This window comes from Xanthomonas hortorum pv. cynarae, assembly GCF_002939985.1.
GTDB lineage: Bacteria > Pseudomonadota > Gammaproteobacteria > Xanthomonadales > Xanthomonadaceae > Xanthomonas > Xanthomonas hortorum_D.
Window position 1 is genome coordinate 1 of sequence record NZ_MDFM01000036.1, and the last position, 22,884, is coordinate 22,884.

General features: G+C 63.5%; 23 protein-coding genes and 1 pseudogene. 15 read left to right on the plus strand and 9 right to left on the minus strand.

Going from position 1 to position 22,884, the window contains the following annotated elements; all coding sequences use genetic code 11:
- Positions 1–463 precede the first annotated feature (463 nt).
- From XcyCFBP4188_RS23700 to XcyCFBP4188_RS19205, 4 genes are all read left to right on the plus strand, one after another.
- Positions 464–712 carry a SymE family type I addiction module toxin gene (locus XcyCFBP4188_RS23700; RefSeq protein ID WP_428977249.1) on the plus strand — a complete coding sequence of 83 codons (249 nt, stop codon included), beginning with the start codon at positions 464–466 and terminating at the stop codon, positions 710–712.
- Positions 713–827: 115 nt separating this feature from the next.
- Complete coding sequence (locus XcyCFBP4188_RS19195) at positions 828–1,052, plus strand: hypothetical protein (protein WP_006451691.1); 225 nt, start codon at positions 828–830, stop codon at positions 1,050–1,052.
- A gap of 563 nt (positions 1,053–1,615) precedes the next feature.
- A complete protein-coding gene (locus XcyCFBP4188_RS19200) occupies positions 1,616–2,251 on the plus strand; it encodes a hypothetical protein (RefSeq protein ID WP_104592647.1) in 636 nt (211 codons plus the stop codon).
- A 368-nt stretch (positions 2,252–2,619) separates the two neighbouring features.
- Complete coding sequence (locus XcyCFBP4188_RS19205) at positions 2,620–3,027, plus strand: hypothetical protein (RefSeq protein ID WP_228996108.1); 408 nt, start codon at positions 2,620–2,622, stop codon at positions 3,025–3,027.
- A 256-nt stretch (positions 3,028–3,283) separates the two neighbouring features.
- Here XcyCFBP4188_RS19205 and XcyCFBP4188_RS19210 read toward each other — a convergent pair whose 3' ends face one another.
- Positions 3,284–3,730, minus strand: coding sequence for a hypothetical protein (locus XcyCFBP4188_RS19210; RefSeq protein ID WP_046932057.1), 447 nt, complete (start codon positions 3,728–3,730; stop codon positions 3,284–3,286).
- Positions 3,731–3,986: 256 nt separating this feature from the next.
- Between XcyCFBP4188_RS19210 and XcyCFBP4188_RS19215 the strand changes: the two genes are divergently transcribed.
- The gene (locus XcyCFBP4188_RS19215; RefSeq protein ID WP_104592648.1) at positions 3,987–6,071 is read left to right on the plus strand and encodes a S9 family peptidase; all 2,085 of its coding nucleotides are present in this window, start codon (positions 3,987–3,989) and stop codon (positions 6,069–6,071) included.
- Here the strand turns inward: XcyCFBP4188_RS19215 and XcyCFBP4188_RS19220 are convergent.
- Positions 6,068–6,592 (minus strand): DoxX family protein, encoded by a 525-nt coding sequence (locus XcyCFBP4188_RS19220; RefSeq protein WP_228996106.1) that lies wholly within the window; start codon positions 6,590–6,592, stop codon positions 6,068–6,070. The genes XcyCFBP4188_RS19215 and XcyCFBP4188_RS19220 overlap by 4 nt on opposite strands.
- Before the next feature lie 92 nt (positions 6,593–6,684).
- On the opposite strand from XcyCFBP4188_RS19220, the gene XcyCFBP4188_RS19225 reads away from it, so the two are divergent.
- Together XcyCFBP4188_RS19225 and XcyCFBP4188_RS19230 are read left to right on the plus strand one after the other, a co-directional pair.
- The gene (locus XcyCFBP4188_RS19225) at positions 6,685–7,062 is read left to right on the plus strand and encodes a winged helix-turn-helix transcriptional regulator (protein WP_043909519.1); all 378 of its coding nucleotides are present in this window, start codon (positions 6,685–6,687) and stop codon (positions 7,060–7,062) included.
- 182 nt (positions 7,063–7,244) lie between these two features.
- Complete coding sequence (locus XcyCFBP4188_RS19230) at positions 7,245–7,871, plus strand: dihydrofolate reductase family protein (RefSeq protein ID WP_006451425.1); 627 nt, start codon at positions 7,245–7,247, stop codon at positions 7,869–7,871.
- A gap of 331 nt (positions 7,872–8,202) precedes the next feature.
- Here XcyCFBP4188_RS19230 and XcyCFBP4188_RS19235 read toward each other — a convergent pair whose 3' ends face one another.
- Positions 8,203–8,391 (minus strand): CsbD family protein, encoded by a 189-nt coding sequence (locus tag XcyCFBP4188_RS19235; protein ID WP_006451426.1) that lies wholly within the window; start codon positions 8,389–8,391, stop codon positions 8,203–8,205.
- A 132-nt stretch (positions 8,392–8,523) separates the two neighbouring features.
- On the minus strand, positions 8,524–10,044 hold the full coding sequence (locus XcyCFBP4188_RS19240) for a helix-turn-helix transcriptional regulator (protein ID WP_006451427.1): 1,521 nt from the start codon (positions 10,042–10,044) through the stop codon (positions 8,524–8,526).
- Positions 10,045–10,221: 177 nt separating this feature from the next.
- Here XcyCFBP4188_RS19240 and XcyCFBP4188_RS19245 point away from each other — a divergent pair, with 177 nt between their 5' ends.
- The gene (locus XcyCFBP4188_RS19245) at positions 10,222–11,205 is read left to right on the plus strand and encodes a hypothetical protein (protein WP_006451428.1); all 984 of its coding nucleotides are present in this window, start codon (positions 10,222–10,224) and stop codon (positions 11,203–11,205) included.
- A gap of 795 nt (positions 11,206–12,000) precedes the next feature.
- Here the strand turns inward: XcyCFBP4188_RS19245 and XcyCFBP4188_RS19255 are convergent.
- The 4 genes and pseudogenes from XcyCFBP4188_RS19255 to XcyCFBP4188_RS19270 all read right to left on the minus strand — a co-directional run bounded on the left by XcyCFBP4188_RS19255 (position 12,001) and on the right by XcyCFBP4188_RS19270 (position 15,327).
- Positions 12,001–13,170 (minus strand): HDOD domain-containing protein, encoded by a 1,170-nt coding sequence (locus XcyCFBP4188_RS19255; RefSeq protein WP_104592651.1) that lies wholly within the window; start codon positions 13,168–13,170, stop codon positions 12,001–12,003.
- A gap of 320 nt (positions 13,171–13,490) precedes the next feature.
- A complete protein-coding gene (locus XcyCFBP4188_RS19260) occupies positions 13,491–13,802 on the minus strand; it encodes a protealysin inhibitor emfourin (RefSeq protein WP_006453257.1) in 312 nt (103 codons plus the stop codon).
- A complete protein-coding gene (locus tag XcyCFBP4188_RS19265; RefSeq protein WP_006453258.1) occupies positions 13,799–14,566 on the minus strand; it encodes a M4 family metallopeptidase in 768 nt (255 codons plus the stop codon). The genes XcyCFBP4188_RS19260 and XcyCFBP4188_RS19265 overlap by 4 nt, the downstream gene beginning before the upstream one ends.
- Positions 14,567–14,676: 110 nt before the next feature.
- Positions 14,677–15,327: pseudogene (locus tag XcyCFBP4188_RS19270) on the minus strand (SDR family oxidoreductase).
- A gap of 254 nt (positions 15,328–15,581) precedes the next feature.
- On the opposite strand from XcyCFBP4188_RS19270, the gene XcyCFBP4188_RS19275 reads away from it, so the two are divergent.
- From XcyCFBP4188_RS19275 to proP, 5 genes are all read left to right on the plus strand, one after another.
- Positions 15,582–16,028, plus strand: a complete 447-nt coding sequence (locus XcyCFBP4188_RS19275) for an NUDIX hydrolase (RefSeq protein ID WP_043911406.1) — start codon at positions 15,582–15,584, stop codon at positions 16,026–16,028.
- Positions 16,029–16,093: 65 nt separating this feature from the next.
- Positions 16,094–17,233 (plus strand): alpha/beta hydrolase, encoded by a 1,140-nt coding sequence (locus tag XcyCFBP4188_RS19280; RefSeq protein ID WP_043911398.1) that lies wholly within the window; start codon positions 16,094–16,096, stop codon positions 17,231–17,233.
- Between the two features lie 102 nt (positions 17,234–17,335).
- Complete coding sequence (locus XcyCFBP4188_RS19285) at positions 17,336–17,734, plus strand: host attachment family protein (protein WP_006453262.1); 399 nt, start codon at positions 17,336–17,338, stop codon at positions 17,732–17,734.
- A gap of 18 nt (positions 17,735–17,752) precedes the next feature.
- Positions 17,753–18,088 (plus strand): thioredoxin family protein, encoded by a 336-nt coding sequence (locus XcyCFBP4188_RS19290; RefSeq protein WP_006453263.1) that lies wholly within the window; start codon positions 17,753–17,755, stop codon positions 18,086–18,088.
- 334 nt (positions 18,089–18,422) lie between these two features.
- Positions 18,423–19,913 (plus strand): glycine betaine/L-proline transporter ProP, encoded by a 1,491-nt coding sequence (proP, locus tag XcyCFBP4188_RS19295; protein ID WP_104592652.1) that lies wholly within the window; start codon positions 18,423–18,425, stop codon positions 19,911–19,913.
- 42 nt (positions 19,914–19,955) lie between these two features.
- Here proP and XcyCFBP4188_RS19300 read toward each other — a convergent pair whose 3' ends face one another.
- Positions 19,956–20,405, minus strand: coding sequence for an SRPBCC family protein (locus XcyCFBP4188_RS19300; RefSeq protein WP_006453265.1), 450 nt, complete (start codon positions 20,403–20,405; stop codon positions 19,956–19,958).
- Positions 20,406–20,575: 170 nt separating this feature from the next.
- On the opposite strand from XcyCFBP4188_RS19300, the gene XcyCFBP4188_RS19305 reads away from it, so the two are divergent.
- Positions 20,576–21,370, plus strand: coding sequence for an EcsC family protein (locus tag XcyCFBP4188_RS19305; protein ID WP_043911403.1), 795 nt, complete (start codon positions 20,576–20,578; stop codon positions 21,368–21,370).
- A 633-nt stretch (positions 21,371–22,003) separates the two neighbouring features.
- Entirely contained in the window at positions 22,004–22,642 is a 639-nt protein-coding gene (locus XcyCFBP4188_RS19310) for a DUF938 domain-containing protein (RefSeq protein WP_006452541.1), read from the plus strand.
- Positions 22,643–22,884 lie beyond the last annotated feature (242 nt).

Sequence of the window (22,884 nt, forward strand, 5' to 3'; positions counted from 1 at the left end):
TTCGAGAAGCTAGATGTCATGTTCCTTGGATTCCTCAGCTTCGTCCTAGTCGTTGATGGGCTTCGGATGTGTTAACAGGCCCTAGTTACCAGTTGACACATCGCCAAACAGGTAGCAATCTCGGCTGCAAGGAGCCTAGAAACTCCTCAGACAGCGGTACCCACCTCCGTCAAACCGGTGGGTTTTTTGTGCCTAGATTTTTTGTGCGAGTGCAGCCGACGCGATACCTATGTCGGAGTGCGGCTAATGCAAAGTTGTTTGGGAAAACAATTCAGAAGTCTGTCTGTGGTTTCTAGCCTCCCGACATCCCGTTGCGTCGTGCAACGGGGCCTGTTCGTCAAGGAGGGCTTTACCATGCGTCGATCCACGTCCCGTCCCACATCCCCACGCAAGCGCGCCACGGAGCCGCCGCCCCGCGAGATCGGCTGGCACTCGCTCGACCCGTCGATCAAGCCGCGGCCCTATGTCGAGCGCACCCCCATCCCCCATCCCCCAACCCCGCACCGAAGCCCGCCCCCCACGCCCCGGCCATCCACGTGCCCCAACACACTGCACCGTCGGCTATGGCTATTACCCCGCCAGCGACCAACGCATTCCCACGCTACGCCTGCGCGGCCGCTGGCTGGAACAACTGGGCTTTGCCATCGGCAGCAAGCTGCACATCCGCCTGCGCGATGGCGAGCTGGTAGTGAGTGTGGCGCCCACAGACTGACCGGCCCCACCGTGCGCGTGCCGCCATGCAGGTGCACGGCCACCCTTCAGGCGCGCTGCGCGCATGCTGCGCCAAGTGCGCACGTGCCTCGCCACGCCTCGCAGAGGATCACGCAATGCAACCGCATGCCGCCGTCTTTTGTCTCACGCTGGACCAGATCGATCAACTCGACCGCCTGATGCGCACCATCGCCGCCCACGGCGACGTGATCGCCCTGAGCGCCCCACAGTGCCTGCACGCACAGACGCTGCCAACCTTGGGCCAGGCCATCTTCGACGCCGCCAACGCGGTGCGCGCGATTCTTGAGCAACGGGTGGAGCACACGGCTTGTGCGCCTTAGCGGCACATCACGAGCAGCCGGGCAGATGCACCAAGCCCTCACGCCTGCCAACCTGAGCCACCTAGCCATGCTGACACCGCTGCCATCCACCCGCAGCCGCAGACACCTGCTCCCATCCGTTACGCAGCCGCTGCATCGTCTGCCCGCCTACGGCAGCTGGCCTCGTGCTTTGCGAAGGGGTTCTTCTGCATTGCTGACCAGCAGGGCGTAGCTTCGGATCCACAACCGCCTATTCGCGTTTGCTTGCGCAATGCCGGGATTGGCTCTGATGTACTCGCCGCCCATGACTGAAGTAGTGGGAAAAATCAATGGGAAACTGTCTTTCAAACAATGTCAGTGGCGCCCACGCGCACGTGACCTACACGCAGCACGAACCCACGCCCCAGAGCACGCCGCAGCGGCCGGCCCCATCGACACCCTTGCCGAATCAATCGCCATTGCAGGGGCTGCAGCGTCGCCCGCCGCGCCCGTCAACCCCATCACGGCCAACGTCACGGCCAACTCCATCGCGTCCAACGACGTCACAGCCAACGCGGCCACAGCGATCGGGCTTGGAAACTCGCATGCTGTTGGAGATGCAGGGGATGGCGCACACATTGCTCAATGCGATTGCCCCAATCCTCAATAATCAAGCCCTCCATGCCGAGCATAAATCAGCACTCAAGTTGCTCACGCGCATGAGTGAGTGTGCACTCGGGAAAAGGGCGGTTGGCGGTAGCGACGATATTGCTGAAAGAATTAAGCAGATCCAGCACCGGATCGCTAACCATTATGCGAACCCCGACGCAGCCGCGCCGCCTGTCGAGGGCATCGAGCAATACGCAGGCCACCCCATGTTCAAACAGATGCGGCAACTCGCGGCGGATGTCGACCTCGAGATCCAGGTGGCCAAGGCAGGCGGCGATGCAAAGTTCTTGCAGCGGGAGGAGGGCCTGATCCTCAAGCAAGACGTGGCAGCGCAGGTTGCGAACATGGTGTCCAGGATCGAGGAGACATACGATGCGCCGAGCGAAGAACATGGGAGACGCATACTGAATCTTCTTAAAAATCTTACGGAAATGGCGCCTCTGCCACGAGGGGTCTTAGGCATTGTCAGGGAGAGACGCGAAGACCCCGTTGCCTTGGCCGACGCACTGCACACGCTGGTCAGGCGATACCCGACATTGGGGAACAATCCAAACTGGAAGAAACCGGATTAAGAGCGGCAAACAAAAGGTAGCGAGCGGTCGCCCGCCTAACGGCCGCGCAATAGTCTTGCTAGCCGCTCTAAGCCAGCCGCGCGGTGGACCAGCTTGTGGACGCCCGCCGTGCGGCGGTGGGTGAGTAATGGCAGGGCGATACAGTGCGCCCCTTGGCGGTGCATCACGACCAACTGGGAACTGGCAGGATTCATCGCACTTACGTATTCGGCTAAGTTAGCAAGGTTTGTAGCGCGCGGCTCTTCGGATCACCAACAGCTTGGCGAGATGTTGTGGGAAAATTCGTTTGAGGCGCGATTGAGAGCGAAAGCTCGATTATTCAAAAGCTGATTACTAGGTGGAGATATCCGAAAAATATGCTGAAAAATATGAAGCTCCCACTCCTGTACGTAGTTGAGCTGCTGCTATGGCTGCCGCTAATTGTCTCCTTTTATGCTACGTCCACGTTCCTCTCAGCCAAGCCCATTGCTGCTCTCGATCTTCAAGGTAAATCCCTACCAGCCGGCTGGGAGGCTGCAGTTCCGAGTCACGGGAAATTCTTGCAGGGCTATCTCATCTCCAATCATCCTGCAGCTTTCGGCTGTAGTGCAGTGATCATGGTTGGCTCGGCATTCTTGCTTTACCGGGTTAACCGGGCACAGGCAGTACAACGTGCCGCAGCTGACAGCCGCGGCAACCGCTCTCACCTCATAGCTAATGGTCTTGTTTTTGCAACGCTGGCGATAATCGGCTATGTGCTACTGACACGAGTTTTGGTCGGCGTCAGCGCGGTCTAGCTACATCGGGATCAGGTCAGCGTCTTGCCGCCTACGTGCTCAAGGTTTGCCTTGAGCTGGTCTTCAACGGAACGAAACCCGTAGTGCACTTCGCCTTTGTGCGGGGATGTCCGTGCCTCCTGGCCAAGTGGGCATCTAGTGGGCGGGTTTTAGCCGTACGCCACTCCGCTTCGCTCCGGTGCTAGCAATGGGGATTTCAGTGTTGGTCAGGGCCGCCATTTATTGGCTTCTTAAAGCTAGCGGAGAATAGGGTCACTCACCCACCCTGACACCGCTGCCATCCACCCGCAGCGGCCGACACCTGCTCCCATCCATTGCGCAGCCGCTTCATCGCCTGCCCACCCACGCACGCATAGCCCAGCTGCTTTGCCTCCGCCGTGCCCAAGCCCGGCAGCGCGATGATGGAATCCGACGGAGCAGGGCGCCCCTGCCGATGCGCTTCGTTACGCAACGTCATGTTCTCGATGCCTTGGCAGTAGCGCGCCATGCCCGGATGCGGGTGCGCGCGGTATTGCTCGCAATTGAACGGCGTGGTGTCGCGCGCCATGGAGTTGTATGGCTGCTGCGTGGGCGCGATGTATTTGCCGGCCGATTTGCCAGTGGCAGAGCGCATGCTTTGTGCCGGCACGCCTTGTCCGCATGCAAGCAGGCATAGCGCTGTCAGTGCCAGCGCGACACGGCGCGCGGTGATGATCCTGTCCATGGTGTTCCCCCTTGTACGCAGCGATCCTAGACCACACGCCGCGCACGCGGGTGGTTCAGCCCGCTTGGTGCTGAGCCGTGTGCGCGCTCCCGCTGCACAACGCAGCGGGATGCCGGGAGGAGGGTGCTGTTTCGGAACATATGACCGCAAACGCGCAGCAGACCGCACGGGGTTCACCTATCGGGCAAGCGGCCACCGTATGCTCCGCGGCAGTTGGACGTCTCGGCACCCCAGCCGACGCCATACCGGAGGTTTCATGCAACGCCTGCTTCTTGTCTCCAGCATGCTGGTGGCGCTGTCTGCCTGCAGCGACAAATCCACACCACACGCTCCGCCTGCCAGCGGCGCCAGTGCATCGCCCGCCGCCGCTGCCACGCCGCCTGAGCTCATCACCCGTGACGCGCTGTTTGGTGCGGCCGAGAAGGCGCATGTGCTGGTGAGCCCGGACGGTGCCACGCTCAGCTGGGTGGCGCCGCTGAAGGGTGTGCCCAACCTGTGGGTGGCGCCCATCGATGCGCCGGACAAAGCGCGCGCGGTCACCCAAGACACCGGGCGCGGCATCAGGGAGTATTTCTGGAGCCACCGCGCCGGCACGTTGTTGTACAAGCGCGACCAGGGCGGCGACGAAAACTTCCACCTGTATGCGCTGAACCTGGCCGACGGCAGCAGCAAGGACCTCACCCCGTTCGATAAGGCCAGCGTGGAGATGTATGGCCTAAGTGCGCAACACCCTGACCAGATCCTGGTGGGCATCAACAACCGCGACCCCAAATGGCGCGATCTGTATCGGGTAGACATTGCCACCGGCAAAGCCACCCTGGTGGACAAGAACACGCAACAGCTTGATAGCTACCTGGCCGACGGCAACCTCCAGCCGCGCTATGCCATGCGCACCAGCCAGGATGGTGGTACCGAGGTGCTTGCCTACCAGGGCGGCACCTGGAAAACAGTGGAAATCATTCCCTTCGATGACGCGATCACCACCGAAGTGGTGGGCCTGACCGATGATGGCAAAACGCTGTATCTGCGCGACTCGCGCAACCGCAATACCTCGGCACTGTATGCGGTGGACACCGCCACCAAGGCACGCACGCTGCTCAGCGAAGACGCGCGCGCCGATGTGGATGCCGTGTTGAAAGATCCCAAGACCGGCGCCGTGCAGGCCGCCTCGTCCGAGTATCTGCGCCGGGAATGGAAGGCGCTCGATCCAGGCATTGCCAAGGACCTGCAAGCACTAAAGTCGTTGGGCCCAGGCGATGCCAAGGTGGAAGCACGCACCCAGGACGACACCACCTGGATCGTGAGCTATTCGGCTGCCGAGACGCCCTTGCGGTACTACCGCTACGACCGCGCTACCGCCAAGCTGACCAAGCTGTTTTCGGCATTCCCGGCGCTGGAGGGCAAGCCGCTGGTGCCGAGCTGGCCGCTGACGCTCACCTCCCGCGACGGGCTGGCTATGGTGAGTTACCTCACCTTGCCGGCCGACGCCGACACCAACCATGACGGCAAGCCCGACAAGCCGGTGCCCATGGTGCTGTTCGTGCATGGCGGCCCCTGGTTGCGCGACAGCTACAACAGCTATGGCGAGTACACGCAGTGGTTTGCAAATCGCGGTTACGCCGTGCTGGCAGTGAACTACCGCGGCTCCACCGGCCTTGGCAAGGCCTTCACCAACGCCGGCAATGGCGAGTGGGCCGGCAAGATGCACAACGACCTGCTCGATGCGGTGCAGTGGGCGGTCAAGCAAGGCGTGACCACGCCAGACAACGTGGCCATCATGGGTGGCAGCTATGGCGGCTACGCCAGCCTGGTGGGCCTGACTTTCACCCCAGACACATTCAAGTGCGGCGTAGACATCGTCGGCCCGGCCAACCTCAACACCTTGCTCGGGTCCGTGCCGAAATACTGGGCCGGCACCTACAAGCAGTTTGCCAAGCGCATGGGCGACCCGGCCACAGCCGCCGGCAAGCAGTGGCTTACCGAACGCTCGCCTGTGACGCATGTGGACAAGATTAAAAAGCCACTGCTGATTGGCCAGGGCGCCAACGACCCACGCACCAACCGCGCCGAGAGCGAACAGATCGTCAATGCCATGACCGTCAAGCATCTGCCGGTGACCTATGTGCTGTTCCCCGACGAAGGCCACGGCTTCCACCGCCCCCAAAACAGCAAGGCTTTCAACGCAGTGGCGGAAACCTTTTTGGGCCAGTGCCTGGGCGGCCGCGTGCAACCCATCGGAAGCGACCTCACCGGCTCCAGCATCACCGTGCCCACAGGCGCCGAGCATATCGACGGCCTTGCCGACGCGTTGAAGACGCATACGCAGGCGATTCGGAATTAGCTTTGGGTGTGGGTGGTAGCGTGGGCTGGATAGCGGTTGATGGGAGCTGCAGTAATGCGTTGCATTGCTGCAGCTCGATGGTGGTTCGCAGCTGTTCTCGCTGGCCGTCCATCAATTACTCCCCGAGATCCTATCGCCGTTGCAGCCGGTGCATAGGGCGAGGGCGGCTGGCGCGCGGCGTTTTGCGTGCCGAACGAGGCGAACAGAAAGAGCAGGCCCAACGCTGCAGGAATCGCACCCTTGGGCTTGCGTATACCCAGATGCGCCATGCCGGACAACAGCAGGTGATAGAACATGCCGGCGTAGGCGAGATCGCTCAGCGCGGTGTTGAAGCGCCACACAATCGCCACCGGGCCCAGGATCTTGATGACGATCATCCAGGGCACCAGCAATGGCGCCGAATAGCCCAGCTCGGCCTGCGCCTTGCGTACGAACTCGCCCTTGGCCAGATACATGCAGGCAGAGGCGAGATACAGCAGGCACAGCAGCGCGGTACTGATCCAGTAGACAGAGATGCTCATGGTGTTTGCCAGTCAATGTGCGAATGCAACCGGCACTCAGAATGTCGCCTAAGATGGGTATTGAAAAGTAGGATGAATCACCAGGGCTTAGTATGAAAAACCAGACCATTGAAAGCAGCGAGCGCAACATGCACGAAGAGATGCGCCGTGCATTTGCGCTGCTGTCAGGCAAATGGAAGCTGGAAATCATGTGGCTGCTGAATCAGCGGGTGTATCGCTTTGGCGAGCTACGCGAGGCAATTCCCGGCATCACTCAACACATGCTGACGGCACAGTTGCGCGAGCTGGAAGCAGATGGCTTGGTCACACGCACGGTGTTTGCGCAGGTACCGCCGCGCGTGGAATACGCCATCACGCCGAAGGCGCATGGACTGGGGCCAACCATGGAAGCGCTGACCGCATGGTGGCAGCAGTACGGCGACAGCGTCGCGAAGCGGCCTGCTTCACGCGGGCGCAAGCCAAGCGTTTAGGAGGCAAGCCAGGGAGTCCGCATGACGTTCAGGCGTTCGTCTAAGGCGTCGATTGCAGATATGTTCAACACCGGTATCGATGGAGATGTCTCACCCGTCCATCCGTCGTGGTAGTGAAGACTGGCCATCGCTGCAGCCGTTGATCAACCCGTTGCTTGGTTCACGAGCGCTAGGAGAACGCAATGCGAGAACTGAAACTGATGATGTCGGTGTCGCTGGACGGTTTTGTCAGCGGCCCGGCTGGCGAGATCGATTGGGTGTTCAACGGCGACCAGCAAGCCATCGCCTGGAAGGTGGAAATAGCCTGGAATGCCAGCCTGCACCTCATGGGCAGCGGCGTCTTTCAGGGCATGGCCGGCTTCTGGCCGACCGCCACCTCCCCATTCGCACCACCGATGAACCAGATTCCCAAAGCGGTCTTTTCGACGCAGGGTCCGGCCATATTGGAAGCTGCCGCCAAGGCACTCACCGATGCGCAGGCACTGGTCAACACGACGCCCGGAGGGCAGCTGCAGGCTGGTGCAGAAAGCTGGGCGCAGGCGTATGTAGCCAGCGGCGGGTTGGCCGATGAAGTGGCCGCACTCAAGGCGCAGGACGGCAAGCCGATCATCGCCCACGGTGGCGCGGCGTTCGCGCGCAGCCTCATTGCCCACAATTTGGTCGACGAATATGTTCTGGGCATTTATCCAATCCTGCTGGGCAGGGGCGCACCGATTTTCTGCGACTTACCCGCGCCGATGCCACTGACATTGATCAGCTCAAAGATCTTTCCGAGCGGCTTTATGGCGCAAACGTATCGGCCTGCGTGAGAGCAAGCCACGGGGGGAGCGTGACGTTCTTCATCGCCTCTGTGCTGCATCGCGTCGGCAAGCAGCTTTTTGTTGTTGCTTGCTTTCGAAAGTCAGATCGCCTCATTCAAGGGTGGTGTAACTCATTCCAACCCCACAAACGCCAACGCCCCGATCAAGTCGGGGCGTTGGTGCGATCTATCACTAAAACTCGGTAGCGCCGTTTGCGAAATAACGCTGCGAAGCAGCGCGTTATACAAGACAGCCAAACCATCGCCTCAGCGCGGCAGACGCAACGCCTGCCAGCAACGCAATCGAACCCTACTCAGCCGATACGACTCGGCCAATGGAGTTACTTGGTCGACTTGGACGCGTCACGTACTTTGTCGGCCACTTCGCCGGCCTTGCTTTGCACCTTGCCGATATTCTTTTCGGCGGCGCCTTCCAGCTCGGTGCTCTTGTCGCCGGTGACGCGGCCGATGGCTTCCTTGACCGAGCCCTTGACCTGCTTGGCGGTACCTTCGATACGGTTCTTATCCATGGGACGTTTCTCGTAGTTGGGGAACCGGCTCAGTCTGTGCGGGCCGGTGTGAGCATGGTGTCGGCCCGCGCGGTGCCTGCCCACATGCGGATGCACCAGGGCGGCTAGTGCATCCGGCCCAGCTTGTGCCGCTCAGACCTTGCGCGCGGGCTTTTTGGTGCTGCGGCCGGCAAAGCCGCGCTCGCGTGCCCACACGATGGCTTCGCCGCGGCTGTGCACATCGATCTTGGAATACAGCGCGGCCACGTGGTTGCGCACGGTATTGGGCGCAACGCTGAGTTGCTGTGCGATTTCCTTGTCGGCCAGGCCTTCGGCGAGCAGGCCCAACACGTCACGCTCGCGTCCGGTGAGTTCTGCGATGCCGCAGCTCTGTGCCTGGCTGGGGCGATTGGCGCGGCGCACGTTGGCCAGCTTTTCCAACAGGGTCTGGCTGAACCAGGAGGCGTCCTGCATCACTTCTTCGATGGCGGCGACCAATTCCATCTCGGTGCGTTTGCGGTCGGTGATGTCCATCAGCGACAACAGGTAACACGGCACGCCGTGGATGCTCACCGTTTCGGCCGAGATCAGGCAATCGAGCTGCTCGCCATCCTTGCGCGCGATGGGGTATTCCACATTGAGCATGCTGCCGCTTTGCTGCAGCGCGTGGCAGAACTGCTGATAGGCCTGGCGTGTAGGAAACAGGCCGATCTCTTCGATGGGTTTGCCGATGATGTCTTCACTGGCGTACTGGGTGGTCTGCGCCACTGCGTCGTTGATTTCCACTATCTGCAAGGTGTCGGCATTGCAGATCAGCGTGGGCACCGGGGTGATGCGGAAGGCCTTGGCGAAGCGTTCTTCGCTTTGCCGCAAGGCCACCTCGGCGCGCCGCCGCGGCTCCAGGTCCATGAAGGTAAACAGCATGCAGGCTTCTTCGCCGATTTCGATCGGCTGGCCGGCCACCACCACCATCTTGGTGGTGCCATCGGGCAGGCTGAGTTCGGCCTGCATCTGCGGGATGGTGGTGCCCTCGTTGAGGCGTTCCAGCGCCAGCTCGCGGCGGTCGGCCAGTTCCAGCACATCGACCTCGAACACGCTCTTGCCCACCACCGCTTCGCGCGTGTAGCCGGTCATTTCCACAAAGCCCTGATTGACCTTGATATAGCGCTGATCGGCGAGCCGGCAGATCACCGCAGGCGCCGGGTTGGCGTTGAAGGTGCGTTCGAAGCGCTGCTCGGCGCTGGCCCAGTCGCTGGCGTCGGCGACGATCAGCACCAGGCAATCCGGCGCGCCTTGTGCGTCGGTCAGCACCAGGCTGCGCACGCGGTGCACCCATTGCTCCTCAGTGCCGGCGCGCACCACTTCCACCACCACATCGTTGAAGACTTCGCCGGCGATGACACGGTCGATGGGGTAATTGCCCGCGCTCAGGCGATGGTTGTTGCGATAGCGCAGCTGGAAGCGCTCGCGGTATTCGCTCACCGTGGCGCCCAGGTCTTCCAGCACGGTGGCGCCATGCATGGCCAGCGCGGCCTCGTTGGCCCAGGTGATGGACTGATCCGGCTCTACCAGAATCACGCCTTCGCTCAGCCCGGTGATGATCTGCTGCAGCTGGCGGCGGTTGGTGGACTGGGGCGGGCTGCTGGGCGGCGCGGTTTCACTCGCTGACGACATGGGGTGACCTCGGGTAACAACGGCGATGGAAACCAGGCAATGGAAACCAAGGGTGGCGGCACACGGTAGCCGCTGCCTGACGCGAATGCACTAGCCGCACTGGTGCATTCGGCTCAGGCACGGGCGCAGCACGCCTTACACACTGAGCACCCATTTCTACCGTTGTGAGGCACTCCCATGGCACAGGTCGTTCGCCAGTTCACTCTCGCCCCCAGGATGTCGTGGGGCGCCGTGCTCGCCGGCTGCACCTTCGCGCTGGTGACCTATCTGACGCTGAGCGTGTTGGGCACCGCGATCGGTGCCTCCACCATCGACCCGCTGCGTGAAGCCAACCCGGTCAGCGGGCTGGGCACCGGTGCGGGGATCTGGCTGGCGTTGAGCACATTGATCTCGATCGGCGTAGGCGCGTTCGTCGCCGGCCGCCTGGCCACGGTACGCGGCGGGCTGCACGGTCTGTTGAGCTGGGCGGTCACTTCGCTGATCACCACATGGTTGGTGGCGGCGCTGGCCAGCAACGCGGTAGGTGCGGTGTCGGGCGTGGTCGGCAAGGGCTTGTCGCTCACCGGGCAGGGCATCGCCGCTGCGGCGCCAGCGTTGGGCAATGGGGTGCAGGATGAATTGAAGAAGCAGGGCATCGAGCTGGATTGGGGCGACCTGCGCGGCCAGCTGGACACGGTGCTGCGCCAGACCGGCAAGGCCGAGCTCGATCCTGAGCGTCTGAAGGATCAGGCCGAGAACGTGGGCGAAGACGGCAAGGTCACCGCCACCGATGCGGCGCAGACCCCGCAGGCCGCCTCGGACGAACTGGCCGCGTGGTTCGACCGTGTGCGTGCGCAGGCCAAGCCGGCCATCGATGCGGCCGACCGCGATGCGTTGATCAACCTGATCGTGGCGCGCACGGGTAAATCGCGCGCGGAGGCCGAGCAGATTGCCGACAACTACGCGCAGAGCTACCAGAAGGCCGTGGCCCAATACGAAGCGCTCAAGCGCACCGCCGAGCAGAAGGCGCGCGAGGCCGGCGATGTTGCGGCACGCGGCATCTCGCGCGCGGCCTGGAGCACCTTGGTGTTGTTGATCCTGGGCGCGGGCATTGCGTTTGCCGCCGGGCGTGCGGGTCGCCGCACCGATCCTGTTGTGATCGACCCGGTTGTTGGGGTGTGAGATTTCTTGCCGAGGTGTCAGGTTGACGGTTGGGGAACCGTCGCCTGCTGCAAGGCGTCCTTGGTCCCAAGGTGCGCCGAGTTAGGAGTGACACTGAGCAAGCAACCGGGGTAACCCCTTCTCGGCGAAGGATGCCAAGACTCGCTCTCCACCGGGCCATCTAGGGATGGTCCGGTGTTTTTTTGCGTGGAGATATTGCGTGTTTGCCGCTGTGTGTTCTGGGCTTGGAAGTGGGTTGATAACTCGACTTTCTGTGTGCTTTTTTTTGCGGTTTGCGTTGACACTAGGTCTGCCGGTTTTGTGCGAGTGCTTCGGTCTGCTGCGGGCGCTTGCACGCGTACCGGCGTGGGACACGCCGCAAGTACGTCCGTGTAGGCTCTTACGCGGCATCCATGCCGCGTAAGGTCCCACGCCGGTACGCGTGCAAGCACCTTCGGATGTTGTCGGTGGCTGATTGAAAAGCGACGGCATTGCTTGCCGATCAGCAGTTACGAAAAGTGGGGGCGCGGTGTCGTATCCGGGGGCGGGACCATGTGGCGGCATGGATGCCGCCACTGAGCCTCCACGGACGGATTCACGGCGTGTCCCGACACTGGATGCGGCACCGCGCACAAGCCGAGCCCGCACATGACGCCTGCCAGTTTTACGCGACTGCTTTGTTCACCGAGGGCGCTTGCATGGACGCGATGAATCCGCATGCACGCTGACAGTCCCTTCGCGATACCTGTGCAGAAGCGTGCATCGATCGCTGCGCTGTACGCGTGTTTCAGACGTGTTGCGTCACCCGGCCGGCCCTCACTCCACGCTGGACGCTACCAGCCGCTGCCACAACGCAGCGTTGGCGTCGTTGTCCGGTTCCAACGTGGCCAGCACGCTCAGCGCATGGTCTTGATGCTCGGCACCGTGGCGAGCGAGCATGGCCAGCGCGGCGGCCAGCCGGCCGTAACGTAGCGCCATGCCGAGCGAGGTGGCCAGCAGGGTGGTGTCGTGTTCGGGGCGCTGCTCGTCCAGCGCGGTGCTCAGCGAGGCAGGCAGCTCCCAGGCGGTGGCGATGGTCTTGGCCACCGTGGCGGTGTGGCGTTCGACCAAGGCGGCGGCCACTTCCAGGCTGTAGGGCAGTGCCGGGCGTTCGGCGTAGGTGTCGCGCAATACGCGCAGGATCACCACCGCGCCCAGGCCTTGCAGCAGGCCGGCCAGCTGCGCCGACAAGGTGTCGCCGCCGCGCTCGCGCATGTAGGCGGCCGCTGCGGTGGCGGTGCGCAGGGCGTAATCCCACACCGCCGCCGGCAGGCGCGAGTACAGGCCGCCATCCAGGCTCAGCACTGGCTGCATGACCGCTGCGGCGACGATCTGGCGCACACCCTCGGTACCGATATGCACCACCGCCCGTTCCAGGCTTTCCAGCGGGCCGCCTTGCGGCCGGTACAGCGCGCTGTTGGCGATGCGCAACAGGTTGGCGGCCAGCGCCGGGTCCTGCGCGATGATCGCGGCGATGCCGCGGCCGGAGGCATCCGGGTCGTTGACCGCACGCATCAGCTGCGGCAACAGCTGCGGGCGGCGCGGCAATAGCTGCGGCCGCAGGTCGACGTGTTCGAGCGCGCTGGCCACCGCCGCCAGCACATCGGCCTGCGCAGGATCGACCGGCAGGCTGCCATCGGCCAGCGACGGGGTGGACATCACCGCGGCATACATGCGCCGCAGCAACGGGCGCATCGGTGGCGGCCCGGACGGCAATGGCTGCGGTGCAGGAGCGGTGTGCGCCTGCGTGTGCGCTTGCGCCTGCTCGTGCACAGGCGCCAGTTCCGGCGTGACCGTTGGCGCGGCGTGCGCACTGGACGCGATAGCCGCGGCAGCTGCGCTGATCGTTTGGGCACGATGGCGCAGCAGCAGCCAGGCAATGACACCGGCGAGTACCAAACCGGCAAGGAGTCCGGCAGCAAGCAGCAACACAATCACGGGCGTCATGGGAATTCGTCTGAGCAGTGCTGCGACTATCCGCGAAGCCGGTCGCGGCGGCAATGTGGGCGCGAGGAGCTGCCGCAGTGCAGCGGTGCGTGGCGTGTCTTCAGATTGACCGCTGCGCTGCACGTCACGCTAACGCAGCGGGGACCACTATGCGTCACCAGCTGTGCAGCCCTAGAGCATCTAGGCAGCTTAAAGGGTGCAGGCATCCGCAGTTGGACCATCTTTCACGAAGACACCGCGCATTGCGCGGTGTCTTCGTTTGTGTGTGGTGATGGACACGCGCGCTGGTTAGCGGGCACCGTCATCGCGGCACAACCGCGCTACAGCGTGCCCTGTTTCCACAGCCGCACGATTTCGGCCGGGGCATGTTCTTCGGGAATGCGCAGCGGCTCGCTGGCACCGTCCCAGGCGATGCTGAAATAGCGTCGGTCGCCGCCACCGGCCTGCGGGCGCGGCAGTGCATGCACCAGGCATTGGTCCAGCAGCGTGCGCAGGTGCAGGCGCTGCGCATCGTCCAGTTCATCCATCACCAGTTGCCGCTCGCGGCGCATGGCCGGGAACGCGGCCACGCCGCCCTCGCGTGCAAGCCGCAGGGTTACGCCCAACTCCACCGGCGGCAACTGTGGACTCATGCCAGCACGCCCACGTCGCGCCAGGCCTGTTGCACGGCGAGTGTCTTCACACTGGTGGGGCCGTAATCGGCGCTGGCGACGCTGACAGTGCGTGCGGCAAAGGTGGCGAAGTCCGCACCCGCAGCCAGTTCGCCACCGGTGAGCGTGCGGTACCAGATGCGGCCGGTTGTCTCCCACGCCGCGCCACCGATCGCCACCGCAGCGCGATAGAACGCGTGATTGGGAATGCCGGAGTTGTAATGCACGCCGCCATCGTCCTCTTGCGTGTTGACGTAGCCGGCCATGGTGGCCGGTTGCGGATCTTTGCCCAGCACCATCTGTTCGCCATCCCAGAAGGCGTTGTCGTAGCCGCGCTCGTAATGCACGCTGCCGATCAACGGCATGCCGGCGTCATCGATCGAGTTGTGCCCGTACACCGTCTGGAAGAAATCATGCGTGGCACCGAGAGAGTCATACGCCTCGGTCACTGCCACATCGTCGGTGGCTGCAGCGCCTTCGTCGCGCACCAGGGTGCCGGGTAATGCGGTGCCGTGTTGCGCATCGTAAATACGCCGCTGCACCGCGTGCGTGGCCGGTGCGGCATCCGCGACGAGCGCCTCTGCACGTGCGAGCAGGCCACGCGCACGCTGCTGCCGCAGGAACGCGGTGATGTGGCGGGACAGCTGCGCGCAGTGGCGTGCATGCTCGGGCGCCGCCTGCGCCACATGGTCCAGCAAATACGGCGGCAGAATGCCGGCACGGCGCGGGGCGACGGACGCAGACATAAGCGGTCTCCACAGTGGGATGCGCTCGCGACTATGCCCAGGCCTGGTTTAGGAAAACGTTAGGCCGGCCCAGATCACACGCCTGTGGCGTGTTGCGATAGGTCTGGCGTTCATTCCAGCTGCGCCAATGCCTGCTGGATCGGCGTCTGCCCATCGATGAAGCCGACAGTCTTGCCGATGGTGGCCGGCGTTGCCAATGCCGCTGCGATCACCTGCGCCACGTTGCCGCGCGAGACGCCACCGTCGGCATCGCCGCCCGGGTCGCGGGTGATGCGGCCGGTTGGCGCATCCTGGGTCAGTCGTCCCGGTCCCAGTACGGTCCAGTCCAGCGTGGTATCGCGCAGATGTGCGTCGGCGGCGGCCTTGGCCTGCGCATAGGCGAAGAAGCCATCGTCCGGCCCGATGCCGTGTTCCAGCCCGGCACCGAGATAGGACACCATCACGTAACGGCGCACGCGCGCCTGTTCGGCGGCATGCATCTAACGGATTGCCGCATCGCGATCCACCGCATAGGTGCGCGCTGCATCGCCACCGCCGGCCGACCACACCACCGCATCGTGGCCGGAGAACGCAGCGGCAATCGCATCGGTATCGGCGTGTTCGATGTCGAACAGCAACGGCGTGGCGCCATCGGCAATCACATCGTCGGTGTGCTCGGGATTGCGGAACAACGCAGTCACCTGATGCCCACCGCGCACCAATAGCGGGGTGAGCAAACGCGCGACCTTGCCATGGCCGCCAATCAACACGATACGAGACATCCACCACTCCAGCACTGCGCGCCGCAAGGGCGCGGAATGCCACCATCCTCGCCAATGCGGTGCTAAGGCGGTGTTATCGCAGCGGCGATCAGCTTCTTATTCTCAGTGTTTGTCTTCATTGCATCGAACCCACGTCGCCCGCTATGTGCAAGGTATCGGCAGCAGCCAATACACCGGCTCAAAACGCGCATGGCGCAATGACCGCATCGATCGCATCTGGGACACTATGCGGCCCCTGTGTGTGCGAGATGCCGATGACCACCTCCCATGATTTGCGTCCACGCGTTGGATGTGGCGCCTTCATCCGCCGTGCCGATGGCCACTTGCTGCTGGTGCAACGCGGACGTGCGCCCGAGCAAGGCCATTGGGGCTTGCCCGGTGGCAAAGTGGACTGGATGGAAACCGTCGAAAACGCCGTGGTGCGCGAAGTGCTGGAAGAAACCGGCCTGCATGTGCACCTGCAACGCGTGCTGTGCATCGTCAGCTACTTCGAGCCGGATCTGACGCCACCGGAGCACTGGGTCGCGCCGGTGTATCTGGCCGCCATCCAAGGCAGCGAACACGCGGTGCGGCGCGAGCCCGAGGCAATCCTCGCTATCGGCTGGTTCGCGCTGGACGCACTGCCATCGCCGTTGACCACCTCCACGGTGCAGGCATTGCAGCATCTGCACGTGCAAGGCCTGCCGGCCTCTACAGGCTGAGCGCGGCAGGTCATCGCAGCTGTCTGGCGTTATCCTCGCCGGCTGACTGCCTGGGAGGGCAACGCATGGCACACCATTGGTGGACACGAACGGTTGTTTTGCTGCTGATCGGCAGCGTAGGCACTGCATACGCTGCAGCGGCAGAGACGGCACAACCCGCTGCTGCAACCGCACAAGATGGCATCCGGCATGTGAGTGCATTCGCGCTGCCGGTCTCTGAGTATCTGAGCCCGGCGGCACGCGCGCATGTAGCTGCAGAAGTCGCGCGCGTCGATCCGTTGGCCAAGGCCGACAACGCCACGCTACTGACGCAATTGCCCAGCATCCGCGCCGACACCGAACGCTGGGCCGAAGGCGTGATCGCGCAGCTGCGCACACGCTACGCGGTGGAGATCACGCCCGAGACCTGGAACGGCGTGCCGGTGCTGCGGGTGGAGCCACGCACGCGCACACCCGAACAGGCAAAGCGTTTGCTGATCGAGCTGCATGGCGGCGGATTCGTGATGGGTAGCGCTGCCTCGTTCGGCCTGATGGAAGCCATCCCGATCGCGGCGATGACCGGCATGAGCGTGGTTGCGGTGGACTACCGGATGGGTCCGGAGCATCGCTTCCCGGCCGCCAGCGAAGATGTGGCGGCGGTGTATCGCGCCGCGCTCAAGAAGACCTACGCCCCGGAGCGTATCGGCATCTTCGGCTGCTCGGCCGGCGGTGTGCTCACCGGCGAGTCGCTGGCCTGGTTTGCCAAGGAGCGCCTGCCGATGCCGGCGGCGGCAGGCATGTTCTGCGCCGCTGGCGATGCGCGCTATCGCGGCGATTCGCGTGTGGTGGTCGCCGCAGTGAACGATGCCTTGCTGCCCGACAATGCCGGGGCGCTGCCGATCATGGAAGACCTGTATTACGGCGAGAACGTGGACTTCCATGACCCGCTGGTGTCGCCGGTGTTCTCCGATGCGGTGCTGCGCCAGTTTCCGCCGACCTTGTTTCTCACCGCAACGCGTGCGGCCGAGTTGAGCGCCACGGCCTATACACATGCGCGCCTGGTGGATCTGGGTCGCGAATCGGACTTGCACGTCTGGGACGGGCTGGGCCACGGTTTCCACCTCACCGAGACACTGCCGGAAAGCCAGCAGGCGTTGCGGGTCACTGCACGCTTCTTCAGCAAGCATCTGGGCCTGCCACCACCGGCATTGGCCGCGCCACACTAACGCCACGCTGACATCGACTAGGCACCGCGCTTACATCTTCTCGCCTAGGTTGAGACGGACCGGCGCTGCACTTGCAGTGCCGACATTGATCAGGAGAGTCGGATGAGTCTGCAAATTCCTCAGGGTGCACTGGTGGTTGTGGCCGATGGCGGCGAAGCGCGTTGGTTCACCAACACCGGCAACGAAGCCAAGGTGGTGCTGCGTCAGCACGCGCGCACCGATGTGCAGAACGTCGATGACGACGGCCCGGCCGGCAAGGCGCCGCAGGATCTGAGCAACGCTGATCTGGACGAAATGACCTTCGCCAAGCAGTTGTCGCATGCCTTGAACGATGGCGCGCTGAAGCACGAATACACGCATCTGGTCCTGGTGGCCGACCCGACCACGCTGGGCCGCGTCCGCCCCTTGCTGCACAAGGAAACACAGCAGCGCTTGGTGGGTGATCTGGCCAAAGACCTCACCAATCTGCCGCTGGAAGACATCCAGCGCGCGCTGTCCTGATAGCGGAGCACGCGCGCGATGGGGTTTGTTCGCGAGTACGCCACGCAGGCACCCGAGCGCAGCGAGGTGGATGCACAGGCCGGGCTGCAGGTGCTGGAGTTCGGCACCGATTGGTGCGGTCACTGCATGGCTGCCCAGCCGCTGTTGCAAAAACTGCTGGGTGGTTTCCAGGCGGTGGATTACCGCAAGGTCGAAGATGGAAAAGGGCGGCCGCTTGGCCGCTCTTTCCGCGTGAAGTTATGGCCAACCATCATCTTGCTGCGCGATGGCGAAGAAGTCGCGCGCGCGGTGCGCCCGCAAACGCGCGAGGATCTGCAGCCGTTGTTGGCAGTGCTGGGTGAGCCTGCGATTTAGAGCGGCTGATAAAACTATTGCGCTCACCGTCAGGTGGACGCGGCCTTTGCTGTATGCGCTGAAACGCCTTGAAAACAGGGCGTTTTGGCAAAGCGGCGCCCTCGCGCCTGCAGCGATCTGCACGCTGTAGTAACATGTGCGGCTGATCAAGCCCCTGGGCACTTGCCCACCCCTTGGTCGTCTGTCCCGCAGCGTCGCTGAGTGTTCGCGGCCGTCCGGGAATGCCTCCGGTGTCATCCCCTGCATGTGCGTTTGCCATGCGCGCGCGATGTGCTGTGTCCTGTGCGTTGCCAGGGCGAGTGGGCAGCGATGGCCGCACATGGAGACCAAACATATGCACGACACGCGCACGATTGCCTCGCACTTCGGTTGGTTCAAGCGCCGTCGCCAACTGCAACTGGACGAAGTCACCGTGGTCGACCGCCCGATGCTGCGCAAGGCCGTGGGTGCGGCCGCACTGGGCAATGCGATGAAGTGGTTCGACTTCGGCGTGTACGGCTATCTGGCGGTGACCTTGGGGCAGGTGTTCTTCCCCGCGAGCAATCCCACCGCGCAGTTGATTGCGACGTTTGCCACGTTCACCGTCGCATTTTTGGTGCGACCGATCGGCGGGATGGTGTTCGGCCCGCTCGGCGACCGCTACGGGCGGCAGAAAGTGCTGGCGGCCACCATGATTCTGATGGCGTTGGGCACCTTCAGCATCGGCTTGATTCCGTCCCATGCAACCATCGGCGTGTGGGCGCCGGTGTTGCTGCTGTTGGCGCGGCTGCTGCAAGGCTTTTCCACCGGCGGCGAATACGGCGGGGCAGCGACCTTCATCGCCGAATACGCCACCGACCGCAATCGCGGCCTGATGGGCAGCTGGCTGGAATTCGGCACGCTGGGCGGTTACATCGCCGGTGCCGCCACGGTGACCGCATTGCACATGGGCTTGAGCCAGACGCAGATGCTCGAGTGGGGCTGGCGCATCCCGTTTCTGGTCGCCGGCCCGCTGGGTTTGCTGGGCCTGTACATGCGCATGAAACTGGAAGAAACCCCGGCGTTTCGCGCCTATACCGCGCAATCGGAACAACGCGAACGACAAACCGCAGGGCAAGGCCTGCTCACGCTGCTGCGCCTGCATTGGCCGCAGTTGCTCAAGTGCGTTGGGCTGGTGCTGGTGTTCAACGTTACCGACTACATGTTGCTGACCTACATGCCCAGCTACCTCAGCGTCACCATGGGCTATGCCGAGAGCAAGGGCCTGTTGCTGATCATTCTGGTGATGCTGGTGATGATGCCGCTCAACATCGTCGGCGGCCTGTTCAGCGACAAGCTGGGCCGCCGCCCGATGATCATCGGCGCCTGCATTGCCTTGTTCGTATTGGCGATTCCGTGCCTGATGCTGATCGGCAGCGGCCACGACGGGCTGATCTTCACCGGGCTGATGCTGCTCGGCCTGGCGCTGGTGTGCTTCACCAGCTCGATGCCCTCCACGTTGCCGGCGCTGTTCTACACACCGGTGCGCTACAGCGCGCTGTCGATCGGCTTCAACGTCTCGGTGTCGTTGTTTGGCGGCACCACGCCGTTGGTCACTGCCTGGCTGGTGGAGCGCACCGGCGACCCGCTGGTGCCGGCGTACTACCTGATGGGCGCAGCCGCGATCGGGTTGGTGACCATGCTGTTCGTGCGCGAAACCGCCGGCTTGCCGTTGCGTGGCTCACCGCCGGCCGTGGCCACCGATGCCGAAGCACGCGCGCTGTTGCAGGCCGATAGCCCGGTGACGGTGGATGCGCAGCTGCCACTGCGCTCCGCGCCCTCCATGGGCCAGCCGCGCACGGCGTAAGCGGGCTCGGCGCAGCGTGGATGCGCGTGATGCGCACCGGGCTCAGTGCAGGTTGGGCGCCAGCATGTCGGCCGAGGGCATGCCTTCGCCGGTTTCCACATAGCGTTTGAGGCTGCTGCCCAGGAAGAAGCGCCAGCCGCGCGCGCAGGCCTCCTTGCACGGCGATTCGCGATAACCGGACTGGACGAACTCCACCTGCGTGCCCTGGCTGGTGGAGTGCAGCTCGAAGCGCATCACGGTGCCTTTCCATGCGTCCGAATCGAGCATGTTGGAGTCGTGGCAACGCCAGCACACCAGGCGATGATCGGCGCCCTCGTCGATGCTCAACTCCACCCGCCAGCCCTGACGGCTCCAGTCCAGCCGCACCCTGCCGTTGCCCAGGCTCACCTCGCGCGTCCACCAGCGGGCCAGCTGCCTTGGCTCGGACAGCGCAGCGGAAACCACTTCCGGCGCGGCGGCAATGACGATGCTGTGGCGGATCTCACGATTCATCTGGTGGGCATTCGCAGCGTAGATCCCGATGATCGCGCATTTTGCAGGCCAATTGCAGGATTGTCTTGGCACTGCACAGTTCGCTCGTCCAACGCTCACATGGCGCTGGGTACCATCGGGGCGACCCCTAACGATGAAGAACAGGCATGACGACGCTTCCGATACCAGTGATGGACGTTGCCGCGCAACGCGATCTGGCCACGGCGCACGCGCTGTTGGAAAACCCCGGCGTGGCAGCGCAACTTGCCAACGCGCTGGGCGCGCCGATCGAAAGTCTGATCACCAAGCGGCTACCGAAAATGCTTGCCCGCAGCATCGATGGGGTCACCCGCCGCGCATTGCAGGTGGCAATGAAATCGGCATTGCTCAGCTTGCGCGGCAAGGCCGATACGCAGCAGCCCGCCTCCACCGCGCGGCACACCATGGTGGTGGCTGTCGCGGGCGGCGCAGGCGGATTTTTCGGATTGCCCGGTCTCTTGGTGGAGCTGCCGGTGACCACCACGGTGATGCTGCGCTCCATTGCCGATATCGCACGCTCGGAAGGCGAATCGCTGCACGATCCGGAAACGGCGCTGGCCTGTCTGGAAGTGCTGGCGCATGGCGGACGCAGCGTCAGCGACGATGGCGCCGAATCCGGCTATTTCGCCGTACGCGCGGCCATGGCGCAGCAACTCAGCGCCGCTGCGCATTACGTGGCCGCACATGGTTTCGCCAGCAAGGGCGCACCCGCGCTGGTGTCGTTGGTGTCGCGCGTTGCGGCCAAGTTCTCGGTCAACGTGGGCGAAAAACTCGCGGTGCAGGCGGTGCCGCTGGTGGGCGCCGTGAGTGGCGCAACGCTCAATACCGTGTTCATGCGCCACTTCCAGGCGATGGCACGCGGGCATTTCATCGTGCGCCGATTGGAGCGGCGCTTTGGGGAAGAGGCCGTGCGGCGCGCGTATGACGCATTGCCTGCACCGCGTTGAGATTCAGATAGCACCTCATAGGACGCCCGCGCGGCATGTACTGCTCGCACCTGCGCACCGACCATTTCGACTGGTCCTTGCCCGCCCACCGTCGCGGGACCTTACGCGGCATGGATGCCGCGTAAGAGCCTACAGGGACATACTTGCGGCGTGTCCTGCGATGGTGGGCGGGCAAGGGCCCTGCAGCAAACCCGCAGATCAGCCGCTCTACAACCGACGCATCCACACCGTTCGATTTACCTCTCAAGGCGACCGAGAGCTCGAGCTTCAGCGTCGTTTGGATGTTTCAAAGCCGCGTTGGTCGGCGTTGGTCGAGGGCGCCATGCGCTCACCGATTGCGGGACACGCCGCAAGTACGTCCATGTAGGCTCGGTGGCGGCATCCATGCCGCCACACGGTCCCGCAAGCGGTGAGCGCATCGCACCTGCTCATTTGGCTGTGTGCTGATGGGAACTACAAAGCCGACTGCGCTCACTTACTTGGTGGACATAGTAGTTCACTGACCTCCAAGTCTTGCGTTGCTCCGTCGGTCATTTCCGCTATCTGCGAGGTGATCGCTTGCCAGCAGAGCTTTGGATGCACGATGCCACTGCGACACGTCACAATCACTTTCGCCTATGTCGGACCTCGTCCATGAGCAAACCTTTTTCGCCGGCTTCCGCGCGCAACCGTGACCCGATCCTTGCGGTATTGCAGCGTTACTTTGCCGACCGCCGCCATGTATTGGAGATCGGTGCAGGCACCGGGCAGCACGCGGTGCATTTTGCGGCGGCGATGCCGTGGCTGCGTTGGCAGGCGAGCGATCATCCCGATCATCTGCCGGGCATGACGCAGTGGCTGGACGAGGCGGCATTGCCAAATACGCCGCCACCGATTCCGTTGCAGGCGGTGCTGACGCCGACGCCGGGTTTGGCGCCCGCCCCGCCATTGCCGCCGGTGCAGGCAGGCGAGCCTGCCGGCTATGACGCTGTATATAGCGCCAATACCTTGCACATCATGGGCTGGCCGCAAGTGCAGGCGTTGTTCGCGGGGTTACCTGCGGTGATGGCGCCGGATGCGCTGCTGGTGGTGTATGGACCGTTCAACCGCGATGGGCAATTCACCAGCGACAGCAATCGTGCATTCGACGCGATGTTGCGTGAGCGCGATGCGGCCTCGGGGATTCGCGATGCAGAGGCGGTGGATGCATTGGCGGAGCAGGTGGGGTTGCGGTTGGTGGAAGATGTTGCGTTGCCGGCAAATAATGTATGTCGAGTGTGGCGGCGAGCGTAAGTCGATTGCTTTTTGAAAAGCATGCACACCGACATTCCCGACTGGTTCTTGCCCGCCCCCCGTCGCGGGACCTTACGCGGCATGGATGCCGCGTAAGAGCTTACAAGGACGTACTTGCAGCGTGTCCCGCGATGGGGGGCGGGCAAGGACCCTGCAGCAAAGCCTCAGATCAGCCGCTCTCCACCTGATCCTACGGCCACGACATGGCACTCAAAATTTCGAGTCGTTAAAGAGCGGCATCG

Excerpts from the sequence above, each read along its gene's own strand:
- XcyCFBP4188_RS19265 (WP_006453258.1), bottom strand. The coding sequence starts at position 14,566 with ATGTCTGCGTCCGTCGCCCCGCGCCGTGCCGGCATTCTGCCGCCGTAT.
- XcyCFBP4188_RS19195 (WP_006451691.1), top strand. The coding sequence starts at position 828 with ATGCAACCGCATGCCGCCGTCTTTTGTCTCACGCTGGACCAGATCGAT.
- XcyCFBP4188_RS19215 (WP_104592648.1), top strand. The coding sequence starts at position 3,987 with ATGCAACGCCTGCTTCTTGTCTCCAGCATGCTGGTGGCGCTGTCTGCC.
- XcyCFBP4188_RS19290 (WP_006453263.1), top strand. The coding sequence starts at position 17,753 with ATGGGGTTTGTTCGCGAGTACGCCACGCAGGCACCCGAGCGCAGCGAG.
- proP (WP_104592652.1), top strand. The coding sequence starts at position 18,423 with ATGCACGACACGCGCACGATTGCCTCGCACTTCGGTTGGTTCAAGCGC.
- XcyCFBP4188_RS19285 (WP_006453262.1), top strand. The coding sequence starts at position 17,336 with ATGAGTCTGCAAATTCCTCAGGGTGCACTGGTGGTTGTGGCCGATGGC.
- XcyCFBP4188_RS19220 (WP_228996106.1), bottom strand. The coding sequence starts at position 6,592 with ATGAGCATCTCTGTCTACTGGATCAGTACCGCGCTGCTGTGCCTGCTG.
- XcyCFBP4188_RS19305 (WP_043911403.1), top strand. The coding sequence starts at position 20,576 with ATGGACGTTGCCGCGCAACGCGATCTGGCCACGGCGCACGCGCTGTTG.
- XcyCFBP4188_RS19275 (WP_043911406.1), top strand. The coding sequence starts at position 15,582 with ATGACCACCTCCCATGATTTGCGTCCACGCGTTGGATGTGGCGCCTTC.
- XcyCFBP4188_RS19245 (WP_006451428.1), top strand. The coding sequence starts at position 10,222 with ATGGCACAGGTCGTTCGCCAGTTCACTCTCGCCCCCAGGATGTCGTGG.
- XcyCFBP4188_RS19255 (WP_104592651.1), bottom strand. The coding sequence starts at position 13,170 with ATGACGCCCGTGATTGTGTTGCTGCTTGCTGCCGGACTCCTTGCCGGT.
- XcyCFBP4188_RS19240 (WP_006451427.1), bottom strand. The coding sequence starts at position 10,044 with ATGTCGTCAGCGAGTGAAACCGCGCCGCCCAGCAGCCCGCCCCAGTCC.
- XcyCFBP4188_RS19310 (WP_006452541.1), top strand. The coding sequence starts at position 22,004 with ATGAGCAAACCTTTTTCGCCGGCTTCCGCGCGCAACCGTGACCCGATC.
- XcyCFBP4188_RS19235 (WP_006451426.1), bottom strand. The coding sequence starts at position 8,391 with ATGGATAAGAACCGTATCGAAGGTACCGCCAAGCAGGTCAAGGGCTCG.
- XcyCFBP4188_RS19200 (WP_104592647.1), top strand. The coding sequence starts at position 1,616 with ATGCTGTTGGAGATGCAGGGGATGGCGCACACATTGCTCAATGCGATT.
- XcyCFBP4188_RS19260 (WP_006453257.1), bottom strand. The coding sequence starts at position 13,802 with ATGAGTCCACAGTTGCCGCCGGTGGAGTTGGGCGTAACCCTGCGGCTT.
- XcyCFBP4188_RS19230 (WP_006451425.1), top strand. The coding sequence starts at position 7,245 with ATGCGAGAACTGAAACTGATGATGTCGGTGTCGCTGGACGGTTTTGTC.
- XcyCFBP4188_RS19225 (WP_043909519.1), top strand. The coding sequence starts at position 6,685 with ATGAAAAACCAGACCATTGAAAGCAGCGAGCGCAACATGCACGAAGAG.
- XcyCFBP4188_RS19280 (WP_043911398.1), top strand. The coding sequence starts at position 16,094 with ATGGCACACCATTGGTGGACACGAACGGTTGTTTTGCTGCTGATCGGC.
- XcyCFBP4188_RS19210 (WP_046932057.1), bottom strand. The coding sequence starts at position 3,730 with ATGGACAGGATCATCACCGCGCGCCGTGTCGCGCTGGCACTGACAGCG.
- XcyCFBP4188_RS19205 (WP_228996108.1), top strand. The coding sequence starts at position 2,620 with ATGAAGCTCCCACTCCTGTACGTAGTTGAGCTGCTGCTATGGCTGCCG.
- XcyCFBP4188_RS19300 (WP_006453265.1), bottom strand. The coding sequence starts at position 20,405 with ATGAATCGTGAGATCCGCCACAGCATCGTCATTGCCGCCGCGCCGGAA.
- XcyCFBP4188_RS23700 (WP_428977249.1), top strand. The coding sequence starts at position 464 with ATGTCGAGCGCACCCCCATCCCCCATCCCCCAACCCCGCACCGAAGCC.